This is a genomic window from Paenibacillus mendelii (assembly GCF_024498075.1).
Taxonomy (GTDB): Bacteria; Bacillota; Bacilli; order Paenibacillales; family Paenibacillaceae; genus Paenibacillus_Z; species Paenibacillus_Z mendelii.
The window spans coordinates 140,505-164,495 of record NZ_JANHOF010000009.1 but is presented as its reverse complement, the minus strand read 5'-3'; the positions used below and the strand labels follow the sequence as shown (position 1 = coordinate 164,495).

At 50.0% G+C, this 23,991-nt stretch carries 25 protein-coding genes and 5 pseudogenes; 8 read left to right on the top strand and 22 right to left on the bottom strand.

Annotated elements, in window-relative coordinates; all coding sequences use genetic code 11:
* Positions 1–11 precede the first annotated feature (11 nt).
* From NNL21_RS24150 to NNL21_RS24115, 8 genes are all read right to left on the bottom strand, one after another.
* Positions 12–221, bottom strand: a complete 210-nt coding sequence (locus tag NNL21_RS24150) for a hypothetical protein (protein ID WP_204820985.1) — start codon at positions 219–221, stop codon at positions 12–14.
* Between the two features lie 319 nt (positions 222–540).
* On the bottom strand, positions 541–1,203 hold the full coding sequence (locus NNL21_RS24145; protein ID WP_204820986.1) for a glycosyltransferase: 663 nt from the start codon (positions 1,201–1,203) through the stop codon (positions 541–543).
* A gap of 254 nt (positions 1,204–1,457) precedes the next feature.
* Positions 1,458–2,474, bottom strand: a complete 1,017-nt coding sequence (locus NNL21_RS24140; RefSeq protein ID WP_373567596.1) for a FecCD family ABC transporter permease — start codon at positions 2,472–2,474, stop codon at positions 1,458–1,460.
* An 18-nt stretch (positions 2,475–2,492) separates the two neighbouring features.
* A complete protein-coding gene (locus NNL21_RS24135; protein ID WP_204820988.1) occupies positions 2,493–3,539 on the bottom strand; it encodes a FecCD family ABC transporter permease in 1,047 nt (348 codons plus the stop codon).
* An 82-nt stretch (positions 3,540–3,621) separates the two neighbouring features.
* Positions 3,622–5,337, bottom strand: a complete 1,716-nt coding sequence (locus NNL21_RS24130) for an ABC transporter ATP-binding protein (protein WP_204820989.1) — start codon at positions 5,335–5,337, stop codon at positions 3,622–3,624.
* A 25-nt stretch (positions 5,338–5,362) separates the two neighbouring features.
* A complete protein-coding gene (locus NNL21_RS24125; protein WP_204820990.1) occupies positions 5,363–6,400 on the bottom strand; it encodes an NAD(P)/FAD-dependent oxidoreductase in 1,038 nt (345 codons plus the stop codon).
* Between the two features lie 249 nt (positions 6,401–6,649).
* Positions 6,650–8,272 carry an ABC transporter substrate-binding protein gene (locus NNL21_RS24120; RefSeq protein WP_204820991.1) on the bottom strand — a complete coding sequence of 541 codons (1,623 nt, stop codon included), beginning with the start codon at positions 8,270–8,272 and terminating at the stop codon, positions 6,650–6,652.
* Positions 8,273–8,392: 120 nt separating this feature from the next.
* Positions 8,393–9,394 (bottom strand): ABC transporter substrate-binding protein, encoded by a 1,002-nt coding sequence (locus NNL21_RS24115; RefSeq protein ID WP_204820992.1) that lies wholly within the window; start codon positions 9,392–9,394, stop codon positions 8,393–8,395.
* 278 nt (positions 9,395–9,672) lie between these two features.
* On the opposite strand from NNL21_RS24115, the gene NNL21_RS24110 reads away from it, so the two are divergent.
* The gene (locus tag NNL21_RS24110) at positions 9,673–9,795 is read left to right on the top strand and encodes a hypothetical protein (protein WP_256555444.1); all 123 of its coding nucleotides are present in this window, start codon (positions 9,673–9,675) and stop codon (positions 9,793–9,795) included.
* 24 nt (positions 9,796–9,819) lie between these two features.
* Here NNL21_RS24110 and NNL21_RS24105 read toward each other — a convergent pair.
* The 10 genes and pseudogenes from NNL21_RS24105 to NNL21_RS24060 all read right to left on the bottom strand — a co-directional run.
* Positions 9,820–9,906 (bottom strand): annotated as a pseudogene (locus NNL21_RS24105) (MerR family DNA-binding transcriptional regulator); the annotation flags it as partial.
* A 207-nt stretch (positions 9,907–10,113) separates the two neighbouring features.
* On the bottom strand, positions 10,114–10,911 hold the full coding sequence (locus NNL21_RS24100; protein ID WP_204820993.1) for an alpha/beta fold hydrolase: 798 nt from the start codon (positions 10,909–10,911) through the stop codon (positions 10,114–10,116).
* A 282-nt stretch (positions 10,912–11,193) separates the two neighbouring features.
* Entirely contained in the window at positions 11,194–11,601 is a 408-nt protein-coding gene (locus NNL21_RS24095) for a hypothetical protein (RefSeq protein ID WP_256555443.1), read from the bottom strand.
* Between the two features lie 241 nt (positions 11,602–11,842).
* Positions 11,843–12,145, bottom strand: a complete 303-nt coding sequence (locus tag NNL21_RS24090; RefSeq protein ID WP_204820994.1) for a putative quinol monooxygenase — start codon at positions 12,143–12,145, stop codon at positions 11,843–11,845.
* Positions 12,138–13,139, bottom strand: a complete 1,002-nt coding sequence (locus tag NNL21_RS24085) for a helix-turn-helix transcriptional regulator (protein ID WP_204820995.1) — start codon at positions 13,137–13,139, stop codon at positions 12,138–12,140. The genes NNL21_RS24090 and NNL21_RS24085 overlap by 8 nt, the downstream gene beginning before the upstream one ends.
* Before the next feature lie 56 nt (positions 13,140–13,195).
* On the bottom strand, positions 13,196–13,693 hold the full coding sequence (locus NNL21_RS24080; RefSeq protein WP_204820996.1) for a DinB family protein: 498 nt from the start codon (positions 13,691–13,693) through the stop codon (positions 13,196–13,198).
* Positions 13,694–14,131: 438 nt separating this feature from the next.
* Positions 14,132–14,761, bottom strand: a complete 630-nt coding sequence (locus NNL21_RS24075; protein ID WP_204820997.1) for a 2OG-Fe(II) oxygenase — start codon at positions 14,759–14,761, stop codon at positions 14,132–14,134.
* 259 nt (positions 14,762–15,020) lie between these two features.
* Positions 15,021–15,461, bottom strand: coding sequence for an SRPBCC family protein (locus tag NNL21_RS24070; RefSeq protein WP_204820998.1), 441 nt, complete (start codon positions 15,459–15,461; stop codon positions 15,021–15,023).
* 2 nt (positions 15,462–15,463) lie between these two features.
* Entirely contained in the window at positions 15,464–15,907 is a 444-nt protein-coding gene (locus tag NNL21_RS24065; protein ID WP_204820999.1) for an SRPBCC family protein, read from the bottom strand.
* Positions 15,904–16,410 (bottom strand): MerR family transcriptional regulator, encoded by a 507-nt coding sequence (locus NNL21_RS24060; protein ID WP_204821000.1) that lies wholly within the window; start codon positions 16,408–16,410, stop codon positions 15,904–15,906. The genes NNL21_RS24065 and NNL21_RS24060 overlap by 4 nt, the downstream gene beginning before the upstream one ends.
* Positions 16,411–16,551: 141 nt before the next feature.
* Here NNL21_RS24060 and NNL21_RS24055 point away from each other — a divergent pair, with 141 nt between their 5' ends.
* From NNL21_RS24055 to NNL21_RS24040, 7 genes and pseudogenes are all read left to right on the top strand, one after another.
* On the top strand, positions 16,552–16,887 hold the full coding sequence (locus tag NNL21_RS24055) for a PadR family transcriptional regulator (RefSeq protein WP_256555442.1): 336 nt from the start codon (positions 16,552–16,554) through the stop codon (positions 16,885–16,887).
* A 7-nt stretch (positions 16,888–16,894) separates the two neighbouring features.
* A pseudogene (locus NNL21_RS36855) lies at positions 16,895–17,074 on the top strand (DUF2812 domain-containing protein); the annotation flags it as partial.
* Positions 17,038–17,445: a DUF2812 domain-containing protein gene (locus NNL21_RS24050; protein WP_309145352.1), complete on the top strand. Its 408-nt coding sequence runs from the start codon at positions 17,038–17,040 to the stop codon at positions 17,443–17,445. The pseudogene NNL21_RS36855 and the gene NNL21_RS24050, both read left to right, overlap by 37 nt.
* Before the next feature lie 214 nt (positions 17,446–17,659).
* Positions 17,660–17,959 (top strand): annotated as a pseudogene (locus tag NNL21_RS36850) (response regulator); the annotation flags it as partial.
* Positions 17,936–18,038 (top strand): annotated as a pseudogene (locus tag NNL21_RS36845) (DNA-binding response regulator); the annotation flags it as partial. The pseudogenes NNL21_RS36850 and NNL21_RS36845, both read left to right, overlap by 24 nt.
* Positions 18,039–18,073: 35 nt before the next feature.
* A complete protein-coding gene (locus NNL21_RS36840) occupies positions 18,074–18,367 on the top strand; it encodes a winged helix-turn-helix domain-containing protein (RefSeq protein ID WP_373567595.1) in 294 nt (97 codons plus the stop codon).
* Positions 18,364–19,791: a sensor histidine kinase gene (locus NNL21_RS24040; protein WP_204821005.1), complete on the top strand. Its 1,428-nt coding sequence runs from the start codon at positions 18,364–18,366 to the stop codon at positions 19,789–19,791. Before NNL21_RS36840 ends, NNL21_RS24040 begins: the two co-directional genes overlap by 4 nt.
* Before the next feature lie 289 nt (positions 19,792–20,080).
* Here the strand turns inward: NNL21_RS24040 and NNL21_RS24035 are convergent, their stop codons facing one another.
* The 4 genes and pseudogenes from NNL21_RS24035 to NNL21_RS24025 all read right to left on the bottom strand — a co-directional run bounded on the left by NNL21_RS24035 (position 20,081) and on the right by NNL21_RS24025 (position 23,820).
* A complete protein-coding gene (locus NNL21_RS24035) occupies positions 20,081–21,100 on the bottom strand; it encodes an ABC transporter substrate-binding protein (RefSeq protein ID WP_256555441.1) in 1,020 nt (339 codons plus the stop codon).
* 147 nt (positions 21,101–21,247) lie between these two features.
* Positions 21,248–21,460, bottom strand: a pseudogene (locus NNL21_RS36835) (helix-turn-helix transcriptional regulator); the annotation flags it as partial.
* 104 nt (positions 21,461–21,564) lie between these two features.
* Positions 21,565–22,038 (bottom strand): hypothetical protein, encoded by a 474-nt coding sequence (locus NNL21_RS24030; protein ID WP_204821007.1) that lies wholly within the window; start codon positions 22,036–22,038, stop codon positions 21,565–21,567.
* Between the two features lie 270 nt (positions 22,039–22,308).
* Complete coding sequence (locus NNL21_RS24025) at positions 22,309–23,820, bottom strand: stalk domain-containing protein (RefSeq protein WP_256555440.1); 1,512 nt, start codon at positions 23,818–23,820, stop codon at positions 22,309–22,311.
* Positions 23,821–23,991 lie beyond the last annotated feature (171 nt).

Sequence of the window (23,991 nt, the reverse complement as noted above, 5' to 3'; positions counted from 1 at the left end):
AATTCTTCCGCTCACGTTGAAGATTTAATGAGATCTTTCCTCCAGAAATCGATCACGGTATAGCCCTCTAATTCCATGGAAGCCCACGAATTCTTATACTTCAACCCGTAGCTATCCATCACCTCGATTGTGCTTTTCACTTCTGATTGCCGGACTCTGAGTTCCATGGATACTACATCTCTTAAAATATTTTTCAACGTTTCGATTTCAGTCGCTGCCATATTCAAACCTCCGCTATAGGGTATCTTGCCTGAGAGAAGATACATGCCTTATTTAAGCTTTCCCACTATTTATTTAATGAAACCTGCATGACTGCGCTGCAAGCGTAAGAAGAAGAGCCGCGGCTACCTCTACCAAGGTGATCTGCGGCTCTTTCATTATTACTAGTCTGCTAGAACTAGATATTCTGGAATGACAAAAGAGACTTCGCCGAAAATTTTGCAGGAAGTATCAAATTTTAGTCTTTATACTGCTTATCACAACACATCAAAAAGGGCTGCAGCAGGTTCTGAAGTGCAACCTGTTACAGCCCTCTATCCTTTATTTAAACTTCTCTGGAAATTGCTTCACAGTCCCATTCGTAAGGGTGTCGGCGAGCTTGATAATATGGTCCTCATATTTATCGAATGCAAGGATATCCGCCTTCCAATCCTTCATAATTCTTGCGGTGACCTGATCTGTAAGAAGCTGTAGATGCGTATAGAGCAGGTCCTGCAATTCCTTCTGCGGCCAGTTCGGGTTAGCGGCACTTAGAAACTTAGCGATATCATCCGCATTCCGGTACCACGCAGCATTATATTTCTTCAACTCCTCTTGATTTCCGCTTTTGGCAGCATCCACTACTTTCCCTGCGAGGAGGATGTGCTCCTTCAACAGCTCAGCCAGCTTATTGCCCGCCGCTTCTCCGTAATACGGCTTGATCGCATCTCCGATATCCTGCTGATTGCGAAGCAATCTCGCCAATACGTCATTCTGATCCTCCAAGCCGGCAAGGGCGCTTACAATGTAGCTCCTCGTCCAGATCGTATGGTCAATCCAAAGCTTCCTCAGATCTCCTTGGAGCTGCACCATCTTCGGACTTATGCATAGCTTGTGTTCGTGCTTGTGGTGATCATTTCCAGCTGCTTGTACGCCTACCGGTGTCACAATCAAGGCAAAGGCCATAATCATCAACTGGCATGCCAATAGAACCTTTCTTTTCATGAATATCATCTCCTCTGCTGGATCTGCTTGAATTGCCCCTTTTATTGTGAACAATTCCGTCCTTTTTATTCCAGCCCCCTCTTTGAGCTGGCTGGCTGTCACTGTGACTGTGAATTGCTCTGGGCGGCGCCTGCCACAGAACCACAGAAGAACCAGAAGAACAACCCAAAAAGGACCGTGACAGCCTGCCTGCCGGGCAGCCTGTCACAGCCCTTCAAAACCCCGAACTAAATTCTGCGACAATGCATATCCCCTTAACTTCTGGACTTCGCCAGCAGATAGAGGAAATAAGGCGCACCGATGACCGCCACGACAATCCCCGTGGGGACTTCTGAAGGCTGAATAATCCAGCGGCCTATCGTATCCGCTGTAATGACGAGGAGCGCACCCGTCAGGGCCACCGTCGGAAGCAGCATCTGATGCTTCGGTCCAACAAGGCGCCGCGCAAGATGCGGTCCGATAAGCCCGACGAACCCGATGCCGCCGCTGACGGCAACGGAGGAGGCGGCCAGCCCCACCGCCGCGGATAACAGCACCAGCTGCTCCCTCGACACCCGAGTACCCAGCCCGATCGCCGTATTCTCACCCAGATTGAGGACGTTCATGACTTGCGCTTTGTAGCATACAAAGGGCAGAAGAACGACAATCCACGGCAGCAGCGAGAGCACAAACTTCCAGTTCGTTCCCCAGATGCTTCCCGCCAGCCATGTCGCCACAAATTGATATTTCTCCGGATTCAGCCTCAGCGTCAGCACGATCATCGCCGCGCTGATCCCTGCCGCCACCGCAATTCCCGTGAGCAATAAGCGCGTCGGCGACAAGCCCTGATGACGCTTGTACGCCAATAGAAAAATCAAGGCGGCCGTCAGCCCGGCACCCACTAACGCCAGTACCGGCAGCAGGTAAATCGGCGCCGCAGCCGTAGTGGGATAGAACGAAATAAACAACATCACCATAAGGCCTGCCCCGGCGTTGATACCGAGAATCCCGGGGTCTGCCAAGGCGTTGCGCGATATCCCCTGCATGACGCAGCCGGATACGGCCAACCCCGCACCAATCAGGACGGAGATCACGATGCGCGGCAGGCGGAACTCGAATAAGATGAGCGATTGCTTCTCCGTCCCTTGACCAAACAACGTACGGAGCACTTCCATCGGAGTCAGCCGGATATAGCCGGTGTTCATGCTGATAAGAAAGACGATGGCGATGAGGATGCCCAGTACCGACAGCACAAGAATATTACGCCTTCTTTTCCCGTGCTCAATCTGCACGACCGAATTATGATCCACCTATAGCTCCCTCCTTTCCTTGCGTGCCAAGTACAAGAAGAAGGGAACTCCGATAAGGGCGATGAGCGCCCCAACCGGAGTCTCATAAGGCGGGTTGACCATCCTTGCCCCCAAATCGGCGAACACGACAAGCAGGCTACCGAGCACGGCCGAGCAGGGAATAATCCAGCGATAATCCACACCGACCAGCTTGCGCGTGAGATGGGGGATCATCAGTCCAACGAAACCTACAGAGCCGACAACCGACACCGCCGAGCCTGCCAGAACGAGGACAATAATCGCGCCCGCCAGCTTAATTAACTGCGTACGCTGCCCGAGCCCGCGGGCGACTTCTTCACCCAAGCTCAGCATTGTGATCGAACGGGACAAGACGATCGCCCCCGCGATCGCCGCGGCGATCCAAGGAAGCATGATTTTCAATTGGAACAGAGTGGTCCCCGCCAAACCTCCGGCATACCAGTACGCCAGATCCTGTCCGATATGGAAATATAACGCGATTCCTTCACTGAGCGCACTGAGCAGCGCACTAAGTGCCGCACCCGCCAGAACCAATCGGACGGGTGTCAGGCCGCCTTTGGCCAGCGAACCGATTCCATAGACCAAAGCTACGCTGACACCCGCCCCCAGGAAGGAATACATAATCAGGTACATAAAGGGCAAGCCGGGAAAAAAGGCGAAGCAAAGCGTCAGCATCAACCCCGCTCCCGCATTCAAACCAAGCAGGCCGGAGTCCGCCAGCGGATTGCGTGTCATCCCCTGCATAATGGCTCCCGCCACAGCTAAGGAGGCTCCTACCATTGCACCTCCCAGCACCCGCGGCAGGCGCAGCTCCTGGATAACCTGATGTTGGTTCAGGTCGGGATTAAATTGGAATATGGCTTCCCACACAACGAGGAATGGAATGTCCGCCGCACCGAACGAGATGGATAAACCCATGCCGCAAGCCAGCAGGACCAGACCGCCCGTCAGGATGAAGGTTGCCGCCCACGGCCGGCTTTTCGGTCGTCTTTGCTGCTTATGGCTCATTGTTTCTAACGCTTGACTCATATGCCCCACCTTTATCATGACCACAATGCGCATTCGAGAGATTAACTGCAAATGATAGGCCATTTCTATACATCAAGTATGTCTACGTTCCAAATTGCGCTTGATGCAAACGGCTGTATGCACCGCCTGCGGCGACCAATTCCTGATGATGCCCCTGTTCCTCAATGCCTCGCTCGGTCACCACCACGATGCGGTCCGCGTCCTTAATCGTTGCGAGGCGATGGGCGATGACCAGTGTCGTCCGTCCCTCCGACAGCTCCGACAGCGATTGCTGGATGGCCAGCTCCGTCTCCGTATCCAGTGCCGATGTGGCTTCATCGAGAATGAGGATCGGCGGATTTTTCAGGAACATGCGCGCAATCGCCAATCGCTGCTTCTGACCGCCTGACAGCTTCACTCCACGCTCACCGATAACGGTGTCCATCCCCAGCTCCTGCGATCGGATAAATTCATCTAGGCGGGCACGCCGCGCGGATTCCCATATTTCCTCTTCACTTGCATCCAGCTTGCCGTACAGAATGTTCTCGCGGATCGTGCCGGCAAACAAGAACACATCCTGCTGCACAATGCCAAGCTGCTTACGAAGTGATTCTTGCGTCACCTTGCGGATATCCACCCCGTCGATGCGGATCGCGCCGCTCTCCACCTCGTAGAAGCGCGGCACCAGGCTGCATAGCGTCGTCTTGCCTGCGCCGGATGGGCCGACGAAGGCAACCGTCTCGCCTTTGCGGATGACTAGATTCACCTGCTGCAGCACTTTCCGATCCGTTTCATAGCTAAAGGACACGCTGTCGAATTCAATCTCCCTCTGGAAGGCGCCGAGCTCTACCGCATCGGGTGCATCGGCCACATCCGGATCGGTCTTCATCAATTCCACATAACGCTTGAAGCCGGCAAACCCTTGCGGATAACTTTCCACGATGGCGTTAATTTTCTCAATGGGGCGGAAGAACACATTCGTAAGCAGCAGAAACCCGACAAACTCTCCATAAGAAAGCTGACCTTGAAGGACAAACCACGTACCGCACACCATCACAAACAAGGTGACGAACCGCATCATCATATAGCTGATAGCACCGTTACTGGCAATCAGCTTGTACGAGCGCAGCTTGGTCAGACGGAAACGCCCGTTATTGACTGCAAATTGCGCTTCCTCATGCGCCTCGTTAGAGAACGCCTTAACGACGCGAATGCCGCCTACATTGTCCTCAATGCGTGCATTGAAATCACCGATGTCGCTGAACAACTGATGTATAGCCTTCGTCATCTTCTTGTTGAAATACACAACAACCCATATAATCGCCGGAACCACGATGAAGGTCAGCACCGCAAGCTTCCAGTTGATAAACAGCATGAGCGAGAAGGAACCCGCCAGCGTCATGACGGCAATGATTAAATCCTCCGGCCCATGATGCGCCATCTCGCCAATCATATTCATGTCATTGGTCAGGCGGCCGATCAGATGGCCGGTCTTCGTATTGTCGAAGAAACGGAACGACAGCTTCTGAATATGCGCGAATAGCTTGCGCCTCATATCCGTCTCAATATTAATGCCGAGCATATGGCCCCAGTAATTGACGATATACATCAGTCCGGTATTCAGCGCATACAGCGCAACCAAGCCGAGTGAGGCCCAGAATATTAAATCCCACTTACTTCCCGGTAACAGGTCGTCGATAAACACATTGACAGCCATCGGAAATGCCAGTTCCAGCAACCCGGCAATGATGGCACAGCCGAAATCAAGGACAAACAATCCTTTATACGGCCGATAGTAGCTAAAAAATTGACGAATCACGGCGTCCTCCCCTTCCTAACTCTCTCTAGTCTTCCGATATACCAAGCGCCTTGTTCTTCTCCTTAAACCGATCATTATGGGAGGAGACATACGCCATTCTTGGAGCCTCTGGATCCATATACAGCTTGGCGCTGTTAAGAGCCAGAGCCGCGTCCGTGAACGCTCCGGCAATCAGGTTCACCTTGCTGTCATAATAAGCGAAATCGCCTGCGCCATAGATACCGGGCAGGTTCGTCTCCAGCTTGGAATTGACGTATACATTCCAGTCATCCATATTCAGACCCCAATCCTTGATCCCGCTGAAATCCGATTTGAGGCCATGGTTAACAATGACCTCATCGACCTCGAGCTGATGGGCGTCACCTGTCTCGATATGGCGGAGTGTCACCCGCTCAATGGTCTCTCCGTTGCTGCTATATAGCTGGCTGAGTTCGTATGGAGTAAGCACATCGACGGATGAGTTCTTCATCCGGACTATATTTTTCTCGTGTCCGCCGAATTGGTGTCGACGGTGTGCAACGGTGACCTGGCTCGCAATGGGCTCCAGCTCATTCGCCCAGTCCACCGCGGAATTGCCGCCTCCTGAAATCAGCACCCGTTTCCCTCGGAACGGCTCCAGCTCTTGTACGGTATAGTGCAGGTTGGAGACTTCATAGCGCTCAGCCCCCTCCAGCTCCAGCTTCGCCATCTTCAGAATGCCGCGCCCGATCGCTAATACGACGGTGCGTGTCCAGTGCTTCTCCCCGCTAGCCGCCTCGAGAATATAGGTTCCATCCGGCTGCTTCGCCAGCCCCATGATTTGCTGCCCGAATACAAGGGTCGGGTCAAAGGTTTTCGCTTGCTGCTCCAATTGAGCAATCAGCTTCTCGCACAATATTGGAGGGACACCGCCGACATCCCATATCATTTTCTCGGGATAGATCAGCATGCGTCCACCAAGCTCCTCCTTCGCTTCTATGAGCTTCGTTTTCAGATCGCGCATGCCGCTATAGAAAGCCGTATACATCCCCGCAGGGCCACCGCCGATAATCGTCACATCGTATAATTCAAGCTGCTCTGTCAATTCATGTCCTCCTCTTGCTGATTCCCTAACCGCTTTTTTGGTTGAGAATAATTATCATTACCATTGTATGCCTATCCTCTTTGAAAGAGCAATGGACAAAAGAGACGGAATTTTTGTACAAAAAAACGGCAGCCCCGGCTGCCGTCTCTCCACTTCTGCTTCGCGAATACCACGAAGCGGCTCCTTATTCAAAACGATTCATCAATAATAAACGAGACAGAGATCGCCTAATATTCAAAGCTGCTTGGCTTAAGAAGTATGCCTTAACAGTCCCGGCAGCATGCTCAGCAGCTTGCTGATCGTGCTGGCGTCACAACAGTTCCAAGTGTCCTCATCCACCAGATAGACGAGCCCGTTCCGTACAGCGGGAAGGCTTTGCCACAATGGGCTGCTGATGGTTTCTTCCATGGCTCTTCTCGATTCAGGGCTGTTCGGAAGCAGCATGAATATGCGATCCCCCGCGTATTCATGGAGGGTGTCCGCTGTAATCTCCTTATAAGCCCTTTCCGCATGAAGCATATCCATCACTTTCTGTACCGGACGAAAGCCGCATGGATGATAGAGGACGGAGGTTAGTCCAATCGTGCCCATGGTGAACAACCGTTTGCCGCGATTATGCAGGAATACGGAGGCCGTCTCGCCCGGTCGAATATGAGGTCCAAGCTGCTTCCACATCCGTTCGGCGCTGCTGGCATGATGATTAAGCCAATGCCGGGCTTCCTGCTCCTTGCCGAACCACTCCCCAAGCGTCAGCATTCTCTCTTCCAGCGATCTGAAGGAGTTGTAGGTCAGCGTCGGAGCGATCCGTGAGATTTGCTCATATTCCCGCTCATCTTCCTTGTCATAGATAATCAAATCCGGTTTTAGAGACGCCGCCTTCTCCGTATTGAAGGGACGTCCCTGTCCCCACAGCTCCCCTCCGATGGGTTGAATGCCCAGCGTCAGCAGATCCTCTATCGTATTTCCGTAAAAGATAACGCGCGTAGGTTTGGCCGGTATCGTAACCTCATGCCCCGCCCAGTCTCTTACGTTGATTCTGCGTCTCATGGCGATGGCATACTGTCTGGGAGACATGCCCGTTGTTTGGCGGAATCGCCGGTTGAAGTAATATTCATCCGTAAAGCCCACCCGCTCTGCTATATTACGCAATGATTCATCGGATTGCAGCAGCCAGTCCTTGGACTGCTTAATTCGGAGCTCCGTTAAGTAATCGAGCGGCTTCTTCCCCGTTAATCCCTTAAAAATAGCGGAGAACTGCACGGTAGGAAGACCCGCGATTTGCGATAGCAGTCCGACTGTTATTTTATCCGTAGAGTGATCCTGCAAATACTGAATTGAACGCTCCACAGCTTGAATCGAGCCGGGCTTTCTGTCGGTTGCCATATTATGCTCCAGCACGAAGCCCATCAGCTTCAAAAAACGCAGATTATGCTGGAACGACTCAATCCCCTCCTGCTCCTGTCTGCTTCCCTCATAAAGCTGCTCAGTCATATCTATTAATTGGGACAGCGGATAGACGCGCAGCTCGCTCCGGCCCGGAAATAGGGGCTCCCTGTACGCTTCTGGGGCGGCTGACCGGCTGATCCGAGTAATGATAAAGGTTATTCTAAAATATTGAACCGTCTGGTCATCGTCGCTCTTGAATTGATAGGACACACCGGGAATAAAGAGAAAAGCGCTATGTCTGGTGAATAATGACGTCTCGTTGTCCGTATACATGGTCCCTGAACCGCTCTTGCATATGAGGAGCGTATACGCTTCGTTTACTTCTTCCGTCAGGGCAGTTCCTGCAGGACAATTCAACAGCTCTATATGAAGCAAATGAAAGGACAGATACCGCAGATGCACGGATGATGATGATGGAACGTGCATGCCGAACCCCCTATTACATTGAGAATAATTATCATTTAGATGATTATAGCTGAAAAAAAGAAGCTTTTCAACCGTAGTTGAAGAGCTTCTTTGGCCATACACCATCTATGGAGTTACTTGTTATTGCGCTAGAGCCTTGGGAAGCTCTTGAAGCAGCCATTCCCTTGAAAGGGCGTCGCTTCCTGCCTTCATAATATCAAACTTATACACGTAGCCGTTCTTAACGGCTGGAAGGTTGCTCCACACATTACTCGCCATCAGCTCACTTGTGGATTCCTGCGCCTCAGGATTTACCGGATTTAAGATGAAAATACGGTCTCCTGCATATTCCTTCAGGAGTTCGGCGGAAATCTCGACGAATCCCACCTGCTGGTCAATGAGCTCCTGTACTTTGGCAACAGGCTTGAAGCCATTCTCTTCATATAGAAACTGCGGAAGGCCGGCACCTGCCATAACGAACAAACGATTGCCTGGATACATCGTGAACACGGAAGCCGTTTCGTTATCCTTTATCCCTTTCTGGCGCAGCGCGGCCCACATTTCTTGTACTCCCGCCTTATGCTTGGTCAGCCAAGCTTCGGCCTCATCCTTCTTGCCGAGCAAATCTCCTAGGATGCGCATTCTCTCTTCGAGAGGTGCAAAGGAGTTAAACGTTACCGTCGGTGCGACTTTGGAGATTTGTTCGTACTGAGCAGCATCATTGTTCGAGAAAATGATGAGGTCTGGTTGAAGCGCCAATGATTTCTCCAGGCTGATCGGAAAGCCGACATCCTCTGAAGCTGCCAGTTGATCCTCGTATACAGTTCCGCCATCTTGCTTGATGACGCCAACCGGTGTAACGCCGAGAGCAAGTACGTCTCCCGTGACCTCACCATGATAAATAACCCGCTGTGGTTGAACGGGGATCTCGACCTTATGGTCGGTCCAGTCGGTAAATACGCGCATCGTTTGTTCGGCTTGCTCCGGTTCAGATGGAGATTCTGCCGGCTTCTCCGACGATTGGTTGCCAGCAGCCGGTGTTGTATTGTCCGGACGATTCGCATTGTTGCCGCATGCTATCAATAATGCCCCCATTATGACGATAAGTACCATAAGCATGCTTGCCTTCCTTGCTTGTACCATTCTACTTCTCCTCCAGTTCATTCCCCTTTATTATGATAATGCTTATCATTATCATTTAGAATAGTACGCAATTCATCTCCGCAGATCAATGGACAAAATTAATGACCCCGCCTCTTTTTGTACAAAACCACCAGGAGTCCCCTTCTTAACAGCGAGCTCTGTATGTATGTGTTCATGAATGATACCATGTGAGAGATTGAACCCTGCACTATTGTTTCTATTAATGTAGGGTACCTGCTGTGTGCCTTTGATATGATACAAGCGAATGGAGGGTATGTATGGACTTTCTAAGCCGAATGACCGAGGTTATCAATTATATCGAGGAACATATTACCGACGACATTGATCTCAATGAAATCGCCAAAATTGTCGGCTGCGGCGCTGGTTTGAAGCCGTTCTAACGCTTTCTGATCGTAATAACGATACCCGTTCTCCTTAATAACCGTAGGCTTCAGTATTCCAAGCTCGTCATAATAATGTAAGGTTCTACGGCTAATATGAATTCGCTTAATGATGTAACCTATTGAATATATGGTGTATCAACTCCTTAGTGTGACCAGCTTAACATTTACGCTAACGTATAAGTCAATAAGATTCTCCAATCATTTCATGGGATCAGAATGTTTGCAGAACACTCAAAAAGGGCTGCAACGAGCTTGCCCCTCGGCAGCCTGTTACAGCCCTCCAATCCCGCGTTCGGCGCGGTTGCCCGGTCATATCTATTTCAAGAAATAATTGTTCAGAATCGGGGCAAGAGCTGCCGGTTTTACGATGTGCGTCTGGCCTTCCAGAGTTTCGAGCTTTGCACTCGGGAGTACGTCCGCAAGTGACTGCATCGCGTTGCGCATCCAAGCCGGACTCTTGCCGCCGACGGCTACAAGAGTGGGCACGGTTATGGAGGACCACCGGTTCAGCGTAAGCGCACTGCCTCTCTGGTGATCTAATGTCAGGAGCGTATCGTACGGCAGCGTGTGGGCAACCGCTTTTAGTTTCGACCACGCCGGCATGAGAGGCATTATGGCGACGATTGGAGCCGGCAGCCCCACCCCTTTTCTCATAAAGTGCTTAACCGCAGCGCTTCGGCGGCCCGACGTTAATAGACCTTCCATTTGCTCCATATAATCTTCCGGCACCGGTGTACGGCTGTTATCGACGACGAACGGCGCTTCATACAACGCCAGCTTCTTAATGGATGAAAGTCGATTCGCCGCTTCCAGAGCTAGCGCTGCACCGGAAGAAATGCCATATACGAAAGCCGATCCGCCAGCCTCTTCGATCAGAGCTGCAATGTCCTCGACTTCGCGCTCAATATCATAGGGTTTCATGTCCCCACTGTCGCCGCGCCCCCTGCGATCATATGTGAATACGGTAAAATGCTGCTGCAGCAAAGCAGCCAGAGGCCCATTCGGCCCGTTCGTTCGACTGCAGAGTGCGCCGTCCACCAAGATGAGCGGCAATCCGCTGCCTGCCTTATCGTAGGCAATAGCCGTGCTATCGTTTGAATATACGATTCCCATACATCCTCCTTATTAATAGGCAAGTTTAGTTTGGCCGCGCACTCTGAGGCTCCCTTGAGGAACAAAGTGTGCTCACATCGGTTCACATCGAATCTGGTTCGTTCCCTACCCGATAACTTTGCCCGCTTCTATTATATCGACGAACGGAGCGCATCATAATCGACACCTCGTGCTATATTTTTTTATAAAAAATGTACATGTCGGGCGACGGGTAGATTAACTTAAAGCGGCTTTGGGGCAAAACAAGTCTTCACAGCCATCCTACTCACAGGGACTCAATTGTTACTTCACAAGGGACTCCATATCCTTTATCACCGCTTCAACACGTTCATCGGTGCCTTCGTAACCATGAAATATCAATACATTCGCAACTTGATATTCACCGTGCGCTGCCACATCTGCCCCCGCCGTCTGTCTCTCAAAATCCTGCATCCCCTTCAGAACACCATTACTGGAGGAATATATATAAATACTAATCAACTCGCCGTCAAGCATAAAAGGCTCAGGCTTGACACCATTCAAGGTATATAGAAATACACTCTTCGGATGTAATTCTTTCGGATCTTCTAAAGGAATTTCATGCTTTTCAAATAAATCCTTGATCTGTTCCAATGAGATTGTTTTCTCCTTCACCGTGCACCCTGCAATAATGAAACACAGTGCCATCCCTATCATCAGAATTTTATTCATTAGTAATTCCCCCTTATAACGATTATGACGTTAAGAGATGAAGGAACGTTGCAGTATGTCTAGGGCTGTTTTCAGTCATTAACTCAAGAAGCTCCTAAGGGGCATCTTGAGTTAGACCGAGTCCGATCACGTCGGCACAGCATGTGCAATTATCGCATTACCTGCCCGGCTGACCGCGCACAAACAAACCGGCGCACCTCCCGAAGGAGAGCGCCGGTTCAGGGCGATTCAAAATCTATGCCTATAACCCTTTCCCTCCGATCGGACGCACCGGAACGGCGCTCACCCCTGCAATCAACGGCTTGCATTGCTCAATGACTGCCCGAACCTTCTCGTCCTTCAAGGAAGCGGCATGCGCCTCGGCGCTCTCCCACAATTCCATGATCCACAGCACATCAGGCTCATTGACCGACTCGTTCAAGATGTAGAAAATACAGCCTTCCATGCCCTGCAGGGTTTCGGAGGATTCCAGCATCATCTTTGCCAGCTCATCGCGTTTACCCGGCTGCGCCTTCAACTGACCAAACATGGTGTATTTACTCATGCTCATCTCCCTTTCTTCGTTCGAGATTGGATAACATCGCTTCGTAATGCCCGGATATTCTCGCGCCGGCTTCCGCCAATTTCCGCACAAGCAGCTCCGATTCAATGGTGAGTGCCGTACCGTACGGCATCAGAAAGTAAGGTGCGTAAGTTAATAACATCGTACGTTCCAAGCGAAACACAGCCTCCTCCGGCCGCCGTTCCGTCAGCGCGTGCCCGAACAGCCAGTGCCGGCACAATTCATTCAGCACCTGTTCCTGTCCGCCAATCCGCACGGTTTCGAGCTCCGCGTCCCCTTCGGGACCGGGAAGCAGCTGACCGAGGAGAAAATCCTTGGCGGAGAAACCAGCCGGACGCTCGAACCTTGACTCGGTCTCCTGCAACCGGAGAATACGGTCCACGCGGAAGCTTCGCAGCTCCCCCCGGTAACCGCAATGGCCGACCGCATACCAATTTCCTTTCCAGTAGACGATGCCATATGGATTGAACAGCCGCGGCGGGGTGACCTCCCCCTTGCCGCGATGGTACTCCATCTCCAGCGTTCGTCCCTGCCCGGTCGCTTCCTCTAGAAGCTGAAGGAAGGACTGGTATTTGCCGTCGATGGGCGGATATATGACCGATAGGCCGCCGCCATGCCGCTCCAATTGTGCGAGCTGTTTCTCGTTTGCATAGCGTTTCAGCTTGTCCATCGCCCGGGCCAGCGCTTCCGAATGCGGATACCCGGCTTCCCTGGCGAACACGGAGGCGTGAATTAGCCCCTTCTGCTCTTCGTGATCGAAGATGAGTGGGGAATCGGCAAACCGGCTCAGGATGTGGTACCCTCCATTCGGCCCCGTATCGGCGACGATCGGCACCCCGCTCGCACATAACGAGTCGATGCAGCGATAGACGGTCCTCACGTGAATCTCCAGCTCCTCCGCCAATTGCTTAGCAGTCATCCGCTTGCCCGAGCGGAGCATCCACAGTATAGATAACATATTATCTGCTTTGGTCATTCTCCAAACCCTCTTTCATGGTATCGGGCCTGCGAGATGTCTCCCGTGGGGGCCGATCAAGCCAAGGGTGTCATTCCCTTGTCGACCCAAGCTTCGTAGGTCGGGCCGTAAATTTCAGGCGGCCGCAATCCCGCTTGCCTCATAAGCACCGTCATCTGCCCCCGGTGATGAGCTTGATGCATGATGGAAAACCGTAAGGAATCGCCATTTCGCCATTCCTCACCCATAATCGAGATTGTCTCGTTGAGACTGCCGTCACCCCATTGCGTCTTCACGGCCTGAAGCAGTGCCGCGTTAATACGGCGATACTCCTTAGCGATTTCGTCAGCCGTTTCCAGCGCTTTTGCGCCTTGGGGCACTCCTTCGAACTCCAGGCCTAACGAAGTCATAAAACTTGCCGAAGTGACCAAATGCCATGCCAATTTGCCCAACGTGCGACGCTCGGAGTCGATCGGCTGCTGCAAAGACTCATCAGTCAATGCGCTCAGCACCCGTTCGGTCAGCTCCGCCTCTCTTTCCCATTCAACCGCAAAATCTGCTATCGTTGTAAACATACCCGTTCCTCCCAGATCCTTTTTTATACGCTCGAATAAAGTATAATCCTCGATCCCTGACAGAAACGGTCAGTTATTCCACGACATTCATTATTCTTTTTCTCTAAGCACTGGAAGCTGCTGCGTAATACTGTGCTTGCGCGTAGCATTATGTGGAATATTATAACAAATACATCAATAAAGACGATATATCCATTCGAGCTTGTCTGCAAGCGGCTTGCAAGCAAGCATAAAAAGAGCTGTAACAGGTCACTTGCTCATAACCGTCGCAGCCTCAATCCGCGTTCGACGCGGCCTTCCGGTTAAAACAGCTATCCTGTCTTGGAGGGTCCACATAATCATAGCAATTTGATCCTTGAAAACCAGGATTCCTCATCATAAACACGTAAAAAGGCCAACGGGCTCAATCCGTTTGGCCTTCAATCTTTAAATTCAAATCTAGCGATATCTTTGTCTTCTCATCCACTGGGTCGCGACCCATTTTTCACCGACAGCAACAGGATTTCCACCATGCAAGGTTAGTTCATTCATGTGGTTATCGTTATAAAAATATTCAAAATAGACGGCACTGCCTTTTTTAGGCGTTACCGTAAAACGAAGCGAAGGGAAATAGGTTTCACCGCCTTCTTCCACATCATTTAAATAGATGACCATTGTACTTATGCGATTGTTGATTACATTGTCGGATGTGAAATAGTCAAAATGAGGCTGATACTGTTCACTGGCTTTATAATGTAAAATTTGCAGCGGTTCAGCATGTGAAACCGGTATATTCATCAGTTCAGAAACTCTGGTCTCAATTTTTCGAATCAATTCATTTTCGCTTTCCTCAAAGAACATGCTGCTGCTTGTTCTAATATTGCTTACCTCGTGAGATTTGCCAATTTTCGCTCGCTGCATTTTGTTTTGAGCTAAATCTATCAACGTATCACATTCTGCGCAGCTTAATACGTTTTCCAATATTAATATTAGAGGGTCATCTATTTTTCCAATAATATGAATCTCTTTGTCCGTCGTAACTATTTTGTTTCCAATAGCGTTTATTATCGTCTGCTCTTTAATTGTCATTGATAGACCCTCCGCTATTGAATACTGAGGACGTATTCGAGTCTATATTATATCCGTTGTTTTATAAAGTTCTTCATTTGTAAGAAAATACCTCCCCTCCTTTTTATTATCTATAACGTTGACTCCATCTAGACTCCATACATAATCAAAAAAACGGGTTCCCCCTCCCCGTTCGTTACCAAAATAAAATCGCCGTCCGATTCCCGGCAGGGAGCGTGGCGGCGACAATTGTGAGCGATTACTTTATACAGACTATGAATTAAGAAGCCAGTTCCGCCAGCAGCTTGCCAAGTCGGTCCAAGTTCTGTTCATTGCCTTCAACGCAATACGGCTTGGCCTGCTCGAACTCCTCTGTTTTCTTGAAAAGCTGACGGAAGGTAACCATGGTTCGGCCTTCCAAGACTTCGAAAGTAGCCGTTACTCGAAATTCGTGTCCGGACAGATGATCAATCACGATCCGCTCCTGCGGCATGATCTCAACAAAGACGCTATAGTTGGGGTAATCCGCACCGTCTGGCCCGTGCATGGTGAATCGCCAAGTGCCGCCCGGACTTATATCGCACTCGTGAAATGTATTCGTGAAGCCATGAGGTCCCCACCATCGGGCGAGCAAATCAGGGGTTGTCCAGGCTCGAAACACAAGCTCCCGCGGAAAATCCAACTCGCGTGAGGAAACAATTTCATTCTTACCAATCGTCATGCTCATGCCTCCCCTTCAAGTGCCTTTCCCAGTGCGTCCAGCATGATGTTTGTCCCGTGTTCCCGTACTTCCGGCGTATCGTGTCCGTCAAAGAACGCCCCTTGTTCCGTGAAAATCAGTTTCGTGCCGCCTTCCAGCTTGATAAGCTCGACCGTTGTGATGGAGACGGAGATGCGTGCGTCTCCTGCATCCAAGGTGTACGTGTAGACAATGCGCTGCTCCGGAATAATCTCCTGGTAACTGGCGTCGAAGGTAAAGACAGGCCCTTCCGGCGGTCCGCCGCTGCTATACTCGCGTCCGCCGATCCGAAAGTCGAAGATGTCCGGCTTCGAGAACCATTTGGCTTTGGCAACCGGGTCGGCCCAAGCGTGATAGACACGTTCCGGCGAAGCTGCATAAGTACGTTCGACGACGAAGGTCGCATGTTTGACGAATCGTTCATTCATTTATTTTCCTCCTTCGATTTCGGCACTCTGTCCTCCTCGGCAAGAAAGTCTCCCAATAGATCCAGATGCCGTTCCCAACTCGTTTGCCGCTCAATGACGGGCTTCTCAATATGCATCTTCATCGCTTGCAGGAGGCTTGTAAAATCTTCAAAAGTTAGCTGCGCCTTTCCCTGCATAAGCTTAGATACATGTCCAAGCTGCTCCAACAGTTTCTGCTGCAATCTGATCTGCTCTTTGATCCGGCCGATCTGCAGGTCGACGATCTCAAGAGGGCTGATTTGCCCCCCAGTTAAGACTGACTTAATCTCCTCGAGAGACAGGCCCAGCTCTTTAAGCGATAAAATCTGCTGCAAACGTGACAAGTCCGATTCACTGTACAGCCTGTGACCGGATTCCGTCTGCCCGGATGGAGAGAACAAACCGATTTGATCATAAAAGCGCAAGGTTCGTACAGTAAGTCCTGTCAGCTTGGCGATTTCCCCGACCTTCCAATGTCTGTTCATTAACCATCTCCACTCTTTGACACTAGCTATATACCGGTAGCTCTATTATAAAACGTGACGTTACGTAAGGTGCAAGCATTATTGCTGCATTAATTCCTTTTGGAGTTCAAGTTCCCCTGTTGCATCATGCAAGTGTACGAGTTGAATAAGCTGAATGAGCTGCTTCCTCTAACAGAAGCTTATTATTACATTCTGGTTGCCTTGTACCAGAAACCCACGCATGGTTATGGAATTATTCAGGATACGGAGAGAATGAGCAGCGGCAGAATCATAATCGGAGCAGGCACGCTCTACACCGCTCTAAACACGCTGCAAAAAGGGCCCATCGAGCCCTTCCCGGTTCCAGAAGGAACGGATACCCGCCGCAAGATGTATGCAATCACAACGGACGGCAAAACAGTCGTGACGGCGGAAATCGAAAGGCTGGAAGAGCTCTTGATAGCCGGGCGCAACGCCCAAAGCATGAAGAAGGAGTGAGAATCTGATGGAAGCACAGATGGAAAAAAGAACCCGCATCACGCTTAGCTGGAATTATGAGAAGGAAGAACAATGGCTGAACGAAATGTCTGAACAAGGGCTGCATCTGACTAAGGCCGGAGCAATCAGAAGCACGTTTACCCGTGATCCATCGGTCCGCTATACATACGGCCTGGATTATCAGCACGGACTGAAAAAAGCGATCAGCTTCAGGAATATATTCAGTTGTACCAGGATGCGGGCTGGGAGTATGTTACTTCCTTTGGCACCATGTGGCATTATTTTCGCAGAGTATGGATGCCGGGAGAGCTGCCGCGGCTTTATACGGATGTGGGATCTTTAAGGGAACAGTATAAGAAAATTCAGCGTGTTCTGATCCTGATGATGTTCCTAAACCTGATTATTTTGTCAGCAAACATGACGAATTTGCTCTCCTATATACAAGATCGATTTTGGGGAATTATATTTCCGGTCCTCCTAATCTATCTGCTGCTCTTTGGTTTGATGGGCTATGGCTATATGAAGATGGGAAAGAAAATCAAAAAAATGGAAAATTAGCAGTGGAATCCGCACGAAAGAATATAAGAGCACCAAAGCAGATGCCCTTCGAGACGGCAATCACAATCAAACGTCTACTCATAGGAACGCACTCACCTTTTTGGAGAGGACTGTTCTTTTCTTTAATGAAGTCTTAATAAATCGCCCTTGCCCAGTCGTTATCCGTATCTTATTTTCATCTGAGCTTGTATAATGAATTCGCAATAATCGATATATGGAGAGTGATCGATACATGGATCGGATTCTGATCGTCGATGACGAGCCCGACATTCGTGAGCTGATTCGCTTGCATCTGGAACGCGCGGGATGGGACATCGCCGAAGCGGATTCCGGCCGGCAGGCGATCTTGCAGGTGCGAGAGCAGCCTGTCTCGCTGATCGTTCTGGACATCATGATGGACGACGGCAACGGCTTCGAAGTGCTGCGCTACTTGCGGGAACATCGCCCGGAGACGCTGGTCATTGCGCTTAGCGCGAGAAGAGAGGTTGAGGACAAAATCGACGCGCTTGGACTGGGGGCAGACGATTACATGACCAAGCCTTTCAGTCCGATGGAGCTGCTGGCGCGGATACAGGCCCACCTTCGCAGGCGCCACCCCGAGGCGTCCCTCCGGCCCGAGGTCATTCAATTGAATAAACTCATTTTGGATATCGACAATTATGTACTACATAACGATGGGCAGCGGCATGAGCTGACTCCGGTTGAATGCGAGCTGCTGCAGGTGTTCATGCGCAATCCCGATCGCGTACTGACGAAGAGAGAAATCTACAAGCAGATCTGGCAGCATGAAAACTACGACGACAATAACCTCAGCGTCTTCATCAGCCGCATCCGCAAGATGCTTGAAAGCGCGCCTGGCTCCCAGTCCCATCTCCATACCATTCGCGGCATCGGCTATCGCTTCTCGGGAGACGGACGATGAAGAGGCGAACCAAGCTATGGCTGATGATACTGTTCAGCGCCGTAGGGAGCGTTGTCTTGTTTCTTACGCTCTCCACATTGACCGGGGGGATTTGGAACCAGGGGTATAATTTGAAAAAATTAAACGCAATCTCGCAAGAGTCGCTTACGGCCATCGAGCAGCAAGACGCCTTCTCGGGGCCGGAAGTTCAGCTGATTATGGAAGATGTGCTTCGCCCGTATCCCGAGATCCGCCTGGAGTGGCTGGCTGAGGACGGATCGACGATCTATGATACCGCCGGCGAGACGAATTCCTACGACTTCCGCCAGTTGGCCGACCGTGTTGTCCATATGCCGGATAATCTGTGGAGCACAGACGATACGATTACGCTCGCTTATTCAATTGCCCATGACAGTCGGTCCTATTACTTGCTGCTGAGTTTATCCGGTGAAGACATGCAGTCGGGACAAATGTATTTTTTTCTGAGAACGTATAAAGCTTTGCTGGCATTCGTCCTGCCTCTGCTGCTGGCTCTGCTGCTGCCCTATCTTCTCTCCCTATGGTTCTTCTCTTCGACCGATCGGCGTATTCGGAAACTAAACGCCGCACTGAACCAAGTTGGAATCCGAAGCGACGTCATCGTCCTGGAGGACAAGTCGAGGGACGAAATCGGCCAGCTGACCCGTCACTACAATTCGATGGCAAAGCGCATCCGAAGCCAATCCTCCCAAATTGAACAGTTTCAAAACCGGCGAAGGCAGCTGTTGTCGAACCTGTCCCACGATTTGCGAACGCCGTTGACCATGATTTTGGGTTATGCCGAGACGATCCGAACCGGCGCGTACAAGGACGAGAACGAGCTTCAGTCCGGGGCCAAAATCATCCTGCAGCGCTCTCGCTACATGGACAAACTGCTTGATCAGCTGCTGGATATTGCCCGCCATGAGGAGTATGTGCTTCGGCCTCAGCTCGCCATGCATAACCTGTCGGAACTAATGCGTAAGGTCGCAGCTGATTATCTGTTGTTCCTAGACGGCAAAAATGTTGTCGTGGAGGCGGACATCCAAGATGCGGACGTCGAGGTCATGATCGACGCGCCGCTGATCGAACGCGCTTTGCGCAACTTGCTGGACAATGCCGTCCGTTACGGTGAAGGGGGTCATTATTTGGGGATTGGACTGACGGAGGACGAAGAGGACGTGATTCTATCGGTCAAAGACCGGGGCAAAGGCATCGCCCCGGAGGATCGCGAGCGCATCTTCGAGCGATTCTATCGCGCCGACGAAGGAAGAAAAGGCGAAGGACTAGGCATCGGGCTCTCGATCGTCAAGGAAATCGCGGAATCGCATCATGGCAGCATACGATTGCTCGACGCAGCGATGACGGAAACCGTTTTTCAGATTAGGCTTCCTAAGAAGCCTCCTAGTGAGGCAGCGAGTGGGTAACAGTTCGGGGAATACCTGAGATTTGGAACAAATAATGTTGGCACGTCTTAAAGCCCTACTATTTATGATTAGGTTCACCGCTACCTATGGCTGGTTCTGGGGTTCTTGGAACTGCTTTCCTCCAGTTCTTGTTTGCAAGATGTCTGCAAGAAGGCACAGAAAAAGGCCGTGACAGGCCACATACTCACCACCTGTCACAGTCCCCGAATGAACAAACTAACTGTTGTATCGTCAGCTTGTAGTTTTTGACCCGATGGCCTTATGTCGTAGGAAGGTTCCCCGCTTTGCTTTACTCGTTTTTATCGATAAGAATTTTTGTCAGTATTTCAACTTGCTTCGTCACCGCAATCGGATCACTCTGCAAAAACAGATCGTAATCGATCGTGTATACCTTGTTGTTTTTCACAGCCTTCATATTACTCCATATACCTGTACTCTTGAAGCTTTCAAACGCTGCTTTGTTCTCCTCATTCACAGCCATGAAGAGGTTGTCGCCTACGAAATCGGATACGACCTCGCTGGACACTTCCGCATATGGGGGCTTCTGTCCGCTGTTGATCAAGTCGCTCAACACTTTTTGTTGGGGCTTCAGTCCCAAGTACTTGTACAAAATATTACCGCCCATATTTTCATCCCGATATACTCTTGGCGATTTCTCATAAAAACTCACGATCGTAAACGTTTCATTTACATCGATCGCATCATGAACTTGCTGCTTGGCTGCAGCAATCTTTTTCTCAAACTCTTCGATCCAACGCTTCGCTTCGTCTTCTTTCCCGAGAATATCGCCCATTTGTGCAATATCCTTCACCGGGTCATAGTAAGGCTCAATAACGATGGTAGGTGCAATTTTGGAAAAAACGTCATAACCCCCGCTCATCTCTACGTAAGCATCGACCAAAATAATCAAATCCGGCTCAAGGCTGGATATTTTCTCCAAATTCAGCGGCACGCCCAAATCCTCCATGCCCTCTGTATCGAGCACCGGATTTTGCAAAATGTAGGTGGAGGAACCGAGCGGTCTGACACCAAGAGCCATAAGTTGACCCAAATGAAAGGCCGTAACGATCCGTTTTGGCTGTTTTGGAATAGCCGTTTCTCCATATAGATGCTTGAACACTCTTGTCGCAGCGGTCTCGTTACCGTTTCCCACGGGACTTGTTTCATTTTGTACCGCAGACGGAGCTGAGTATGACGACCTGTCATTGGCATTGTTCGTCGTGTTCCCTCCAGCCTGGCACGCACTGATCAACAGGGCAACGCATACCAGCATGACTGCTGTCAATGATGGTTTCGAACTTCTGTACATGGGCAAATCTCCCTCACCAATATATTGATAATCATTATCATTACTAATATATCGGCGAGTTGTTCGTTGAACAATGGATATTCTTCGCATCCACGATGACTCTTTTTCATTTGTACTGCTTTTTCGGTCCTTGACACGAAACAGAATCGGAGACAACCCGGTATGCTTTTTGAAATTTCGACTGAAGTGATATTTATCCACGTATCCTACACCAATTGCGATTTCCTGCAATGTCGCATCGGTAAGAAGAAGCAACTCCTTGGCGCGCTCCATCCGCACCTCTGTCAAAAAATGAATCGGGCTGTTAACAAGTTCCTGCTTAAACAATTTTGATAAATGGCCTGCGCTGCAGTTGAACACCTCCGCCAGTTTATCCAAGGTAAGCGGCTCCGCATAATGCTCCTGTATAAAGCGTACTGCCGAGGTGACCAAATCCGTTCGAATTGCAGGCAGCCCCTGTTCATTTAATTGTCGCAGCAGATCATGTACGTCTTCACATGCAGCTTATCCAGCATCCGCGATTGTCGCCATTGCCTGTCCATCTGCTGTACTTTATGATACAGGCAAATGGGATCTTGCGGCTTAAAACCATATTGGACTTGGAATGGGTTGTTCTGCTCCATGAACGGCTGGACATCACGACTGTATGGCAGCGTGAGCACGGCTTTATAAAAGATCAAATAATATTCGAACGCTTCCTCCGTAAGAAAGATATTCAGACACATACCTTTACCGCCGTGAAGGACATGGAATCTCTTGGCTTCGTATTCCATTCCATCCATCATCACCCGTGCGCCGCCGCGCGTAGCATACAGGAAACAGCTGGCAGGCAAGCTGTATGCGTGCAGTTCATCGCCGAACTTCAATAACGTATGCCGGATATCCAATACTTTTATATTTGACTGGTTCCATAGCAATACATGATCGTTCCAATTCATTGCACCCCCCCCATTCCATAACGTCTATATTGACATTTTTTATGCTGCGCAGCGGAATTCAAGTAAAAACTTTCATTTCTGCGGCAGTTTGTAGGTTCATTTTATGTGATAATCATTCTCAGTGCAATATAGTTGAATGAGAAGCCCAAAGAGGGCTGTCCTATCCAAAAATAGAGCCAGACATTCTCCCAAAGAGAATGGCCCGACTCTATATCTGTTAAGATGTGTTTCTATTACCAAAGGTTCAACTGCACCTCATGCAACCTTGTATTAGGATAGCCGATGAATCGACCATACTGTATCCGTACTGAAACCAAGGGTTAGACCGTCGGCTTCGTAATATAATCCAACTTGGTCACCTGCTTGCAGCTCTACATCACCGGATAGCGTCACCGTCGCGCTACTTAGTACGGTCCTTATAGTTAAAACTAACGCAATATTGACGTCCAAGATAGGCATATAACCTTTTATTAAATCAGTGTTGCCATTCTTCTTTACGGTAAAAACTGGATCAATGCCGCTTCCTAAGCTTACACTAACTGCAGCGTTAGTCTTATAGTTAACAGTTGCATGTATGGCATACTTACCAGTAGCCGGTACCGTAAATATCCCTGTTATAGGATTGAATGCAGGGCTTGCGTAATAAGGGGACGCCTCACTCCAATTCGTAAATAGCGTGCTACTAGCGATTGAGGATGTCGTACCCGAAGCAGAAAATCCTTCCGAGGTAAAAGAAGTCCCTGCCGGGCCTTGTGCTCCTGCTGGCCCTGGATCTCCTTGCGGTCCCGCCGGGCCTGCTGGGCCTTGTGATCCTGCTGGCCCTGGATCTCCTTGCGGTCCCGCCGGGCCTGCTGGGCCTTGTGATCCTGCTGGCCCTGGATCTCCTTGCGGTCCCGCCGGGCCTGCTGGGCCTTGTGATCCTGCTGGCCCTGGATCTCCTTGCGGTCCCGCCGGGCCTGCTGGGCCTTGTGATCCTGCTGGCCCTGGATCTCCTTGCGGACCTGCTGCTCCCGGATCTCCCTTGGGACCTTCTGGGCCTGCTGCTCCAGAGTCTCCCTTGTTTCCTTTATCCCCCTTTGGACCTTCTGGGCCTGAATATCCCGGATCACCTTTATCACCTTTATCTCCTTTGTCCCCCTCTGGACCTTGCGGACCTGTCTCTCCCTTTTCTCCTTTTAGCTTGTCAGTTGCCTGAGTATTAATATTGACTTGCCCATTCATACTGTCCCATTCAATTTCTAGTCCAAGAGAAGTAGCTAATGCTCGTATTGGTAAGTATAAGTTATTATTGAATGATACCGGATAAATTCGATTTTGATTCGTGTCCAATAATTGAACGGGCTTTCCGTCAACATAGATTGAGGTGTTGGATTTCAATACTGATACTGTTACGCCTACTTTTATCCCATTCTCGTTGTTTGTAGAAGCCACCGATGTCGTAGAACCAGTGGTAATGTAAACCGCTCGATCCTCTTGATTCCAGCTTATCTTGAATCCAAGTAACTGAGAAGTTGCCCGAAGCGGTAAATATAATGAATTATTGAATGAAATCGATAGAATATCCGCTTCTGTTTTCTTGCCATCAACGTCGATTGGTGTAATTGTCACCTTCCCTTGCTTACTTACTGTTTCCGCAGCTGCAGGTAAAGCAGATACGCAGAATACAATTAATACAAAAACAAGTAGTGCAGATAAGTTTTTTTTCATCACTTTAAATCTCCCTTTACTAAATTTTATCTTCACTTTATACATCACTCCCGCTTTGGTTGTCCTACCATACAAAAACAGCCTCCCGGAAATTACGTCTCCAATATAGTATAACTGCAGTTTTATTACTTTTCTGTAACGCTGGTTACAAAAAAAATAAACTAAAGAGTTAGCCTCATGCTAGACAGTTATGATGGACTCAACTACCGGAGGGGATTTTTTCATGGCGAAGAAAGGACAAGCCTT

Bases quoted from the DNA above. Each gene is read 5' to 3' on its own strand.
- NNL21_RS24150 (WP_204820985.1), bottom strand. From the start codon at position 221: ATGGCAGCGACTGAAATCGAAACGTTGAAAAATATTTTAAGAGATGTA.
- NNL21_RS24145 (WP_204820986.1), bottom strand. From the start codon at position 1,203: ATGAAAAGAAAGGTTCTATTGGCATGCCAGTTGATGATTATGGCCTTT.
- NNL21_RS24135 (WP_204820988.1), bottom strand. From the start codon at position 3,539: ATGAGTCAAGCGTTAGAAACAATGAGCCATAAGCAGCAAAGACGACCG.
- NNL21_RS24120 (WP_204820991.1), bottom strand. From the start codon at position 8,272: ATGCACGTTCCATCATCATCATCCGTGCATCTGCGGTATCTGTCCTTT.
- NNL21_RS24115 (WP_204820992.1), bottom strand. From the start codon at position 9,394: ATGGTACAAGCAAGGAAGGCAAGCATGCTTATGGTACTTATCGTCATA.
- NNL21_RS24110 (WP_256555444.1), top strand. From the start codon at position 9,673: ATGGACTTTCTAAGCCGAATGACCGAGGTTATCAATTATATCGAGGAA.
- NNL21_RS24100 (WP_204820993.1), bottom strand. From the start codon at position 10,911: ATGGGAATCGTATATTCAAACGATAGCACGGCTATTGCCTACGATAAG.
- NNL21_RS24095 (WP_256555443.1), bottom strand. From the start codon at position 11,601: ATGAATAAAATTCTGATGATAGGGATGGCACTGTGTTTCATTATTGCA.
- NNL21_RS24090 (WP_204820994.1), bottom strand. From the start codon at position 12,145: ATGAGTAAATACACCATGTTTGGTCAGTTGAAGGCGCAGCCGGGTAAA.
- NNL21_RS24085 (WP_204820995.1), bottom strand. From the start codon at position 13,139: ATGACCAAAGCAGATAATATGTTATCTATACTGTGGATGCTCCGCTCG.
- NNL21_RS24080 (WP_204820996.1), bottom strand. From the start codon at position 13,693: ATGTTTACAACGATAGCAGATTTTGCGGTTGAATGGGAAAGAGAGGCG.
- NNL21_RS24075 (WP_204820997.1), bottom strand. From the start codon at position 14,761: ATGACAATTAAAGAGCAGACGATAATAAACGCTATTGGAAACAAAATA.
- NNL21_RS24070 (WP_204820998.1), bottom strand. From the start codon at position 15,461: ATGACGATTGGTAAGAATGAAATTGTTTCCTCACGCGAGTTGGATTTT.
- NNL21_RS24065 (WP_204820999.1), bottom strand. From the start codon at position 15,907: ATGAATGAACGATTCGTCAAACATGCGACCTTCGTCGTCGAACGTACT.
- NNL21_RS24060 (WP_204821000.1), bottom strand. From the start codon at position 16,410: ATGAACAGACATTGGAAGGTCGGGGAAATCGCCAAGCTGACAGGACTT.
- NNL21_RS24040 (WP_204821005.1), top strand. From the start codon at position 18,364: ATGAAGAGGCGAACCAAGCTATGGCTGATGATACTGTTCAGCGCCGTA.
- NNL21_RS24035 (WP_256555441.1), bottom strand. From the start codon at position 21,100: ATGTACAGAAGTTCGAAACCATCATTGACAGCAGTCATGCTGGTATGC.
- NNL21_RS24030 (WP_204821007.1), bottom strand. From the start codon at position 22,038: ATGAATTGGAACGATCATGTATTGCTATGGAACCAGTCAAATATAAAA.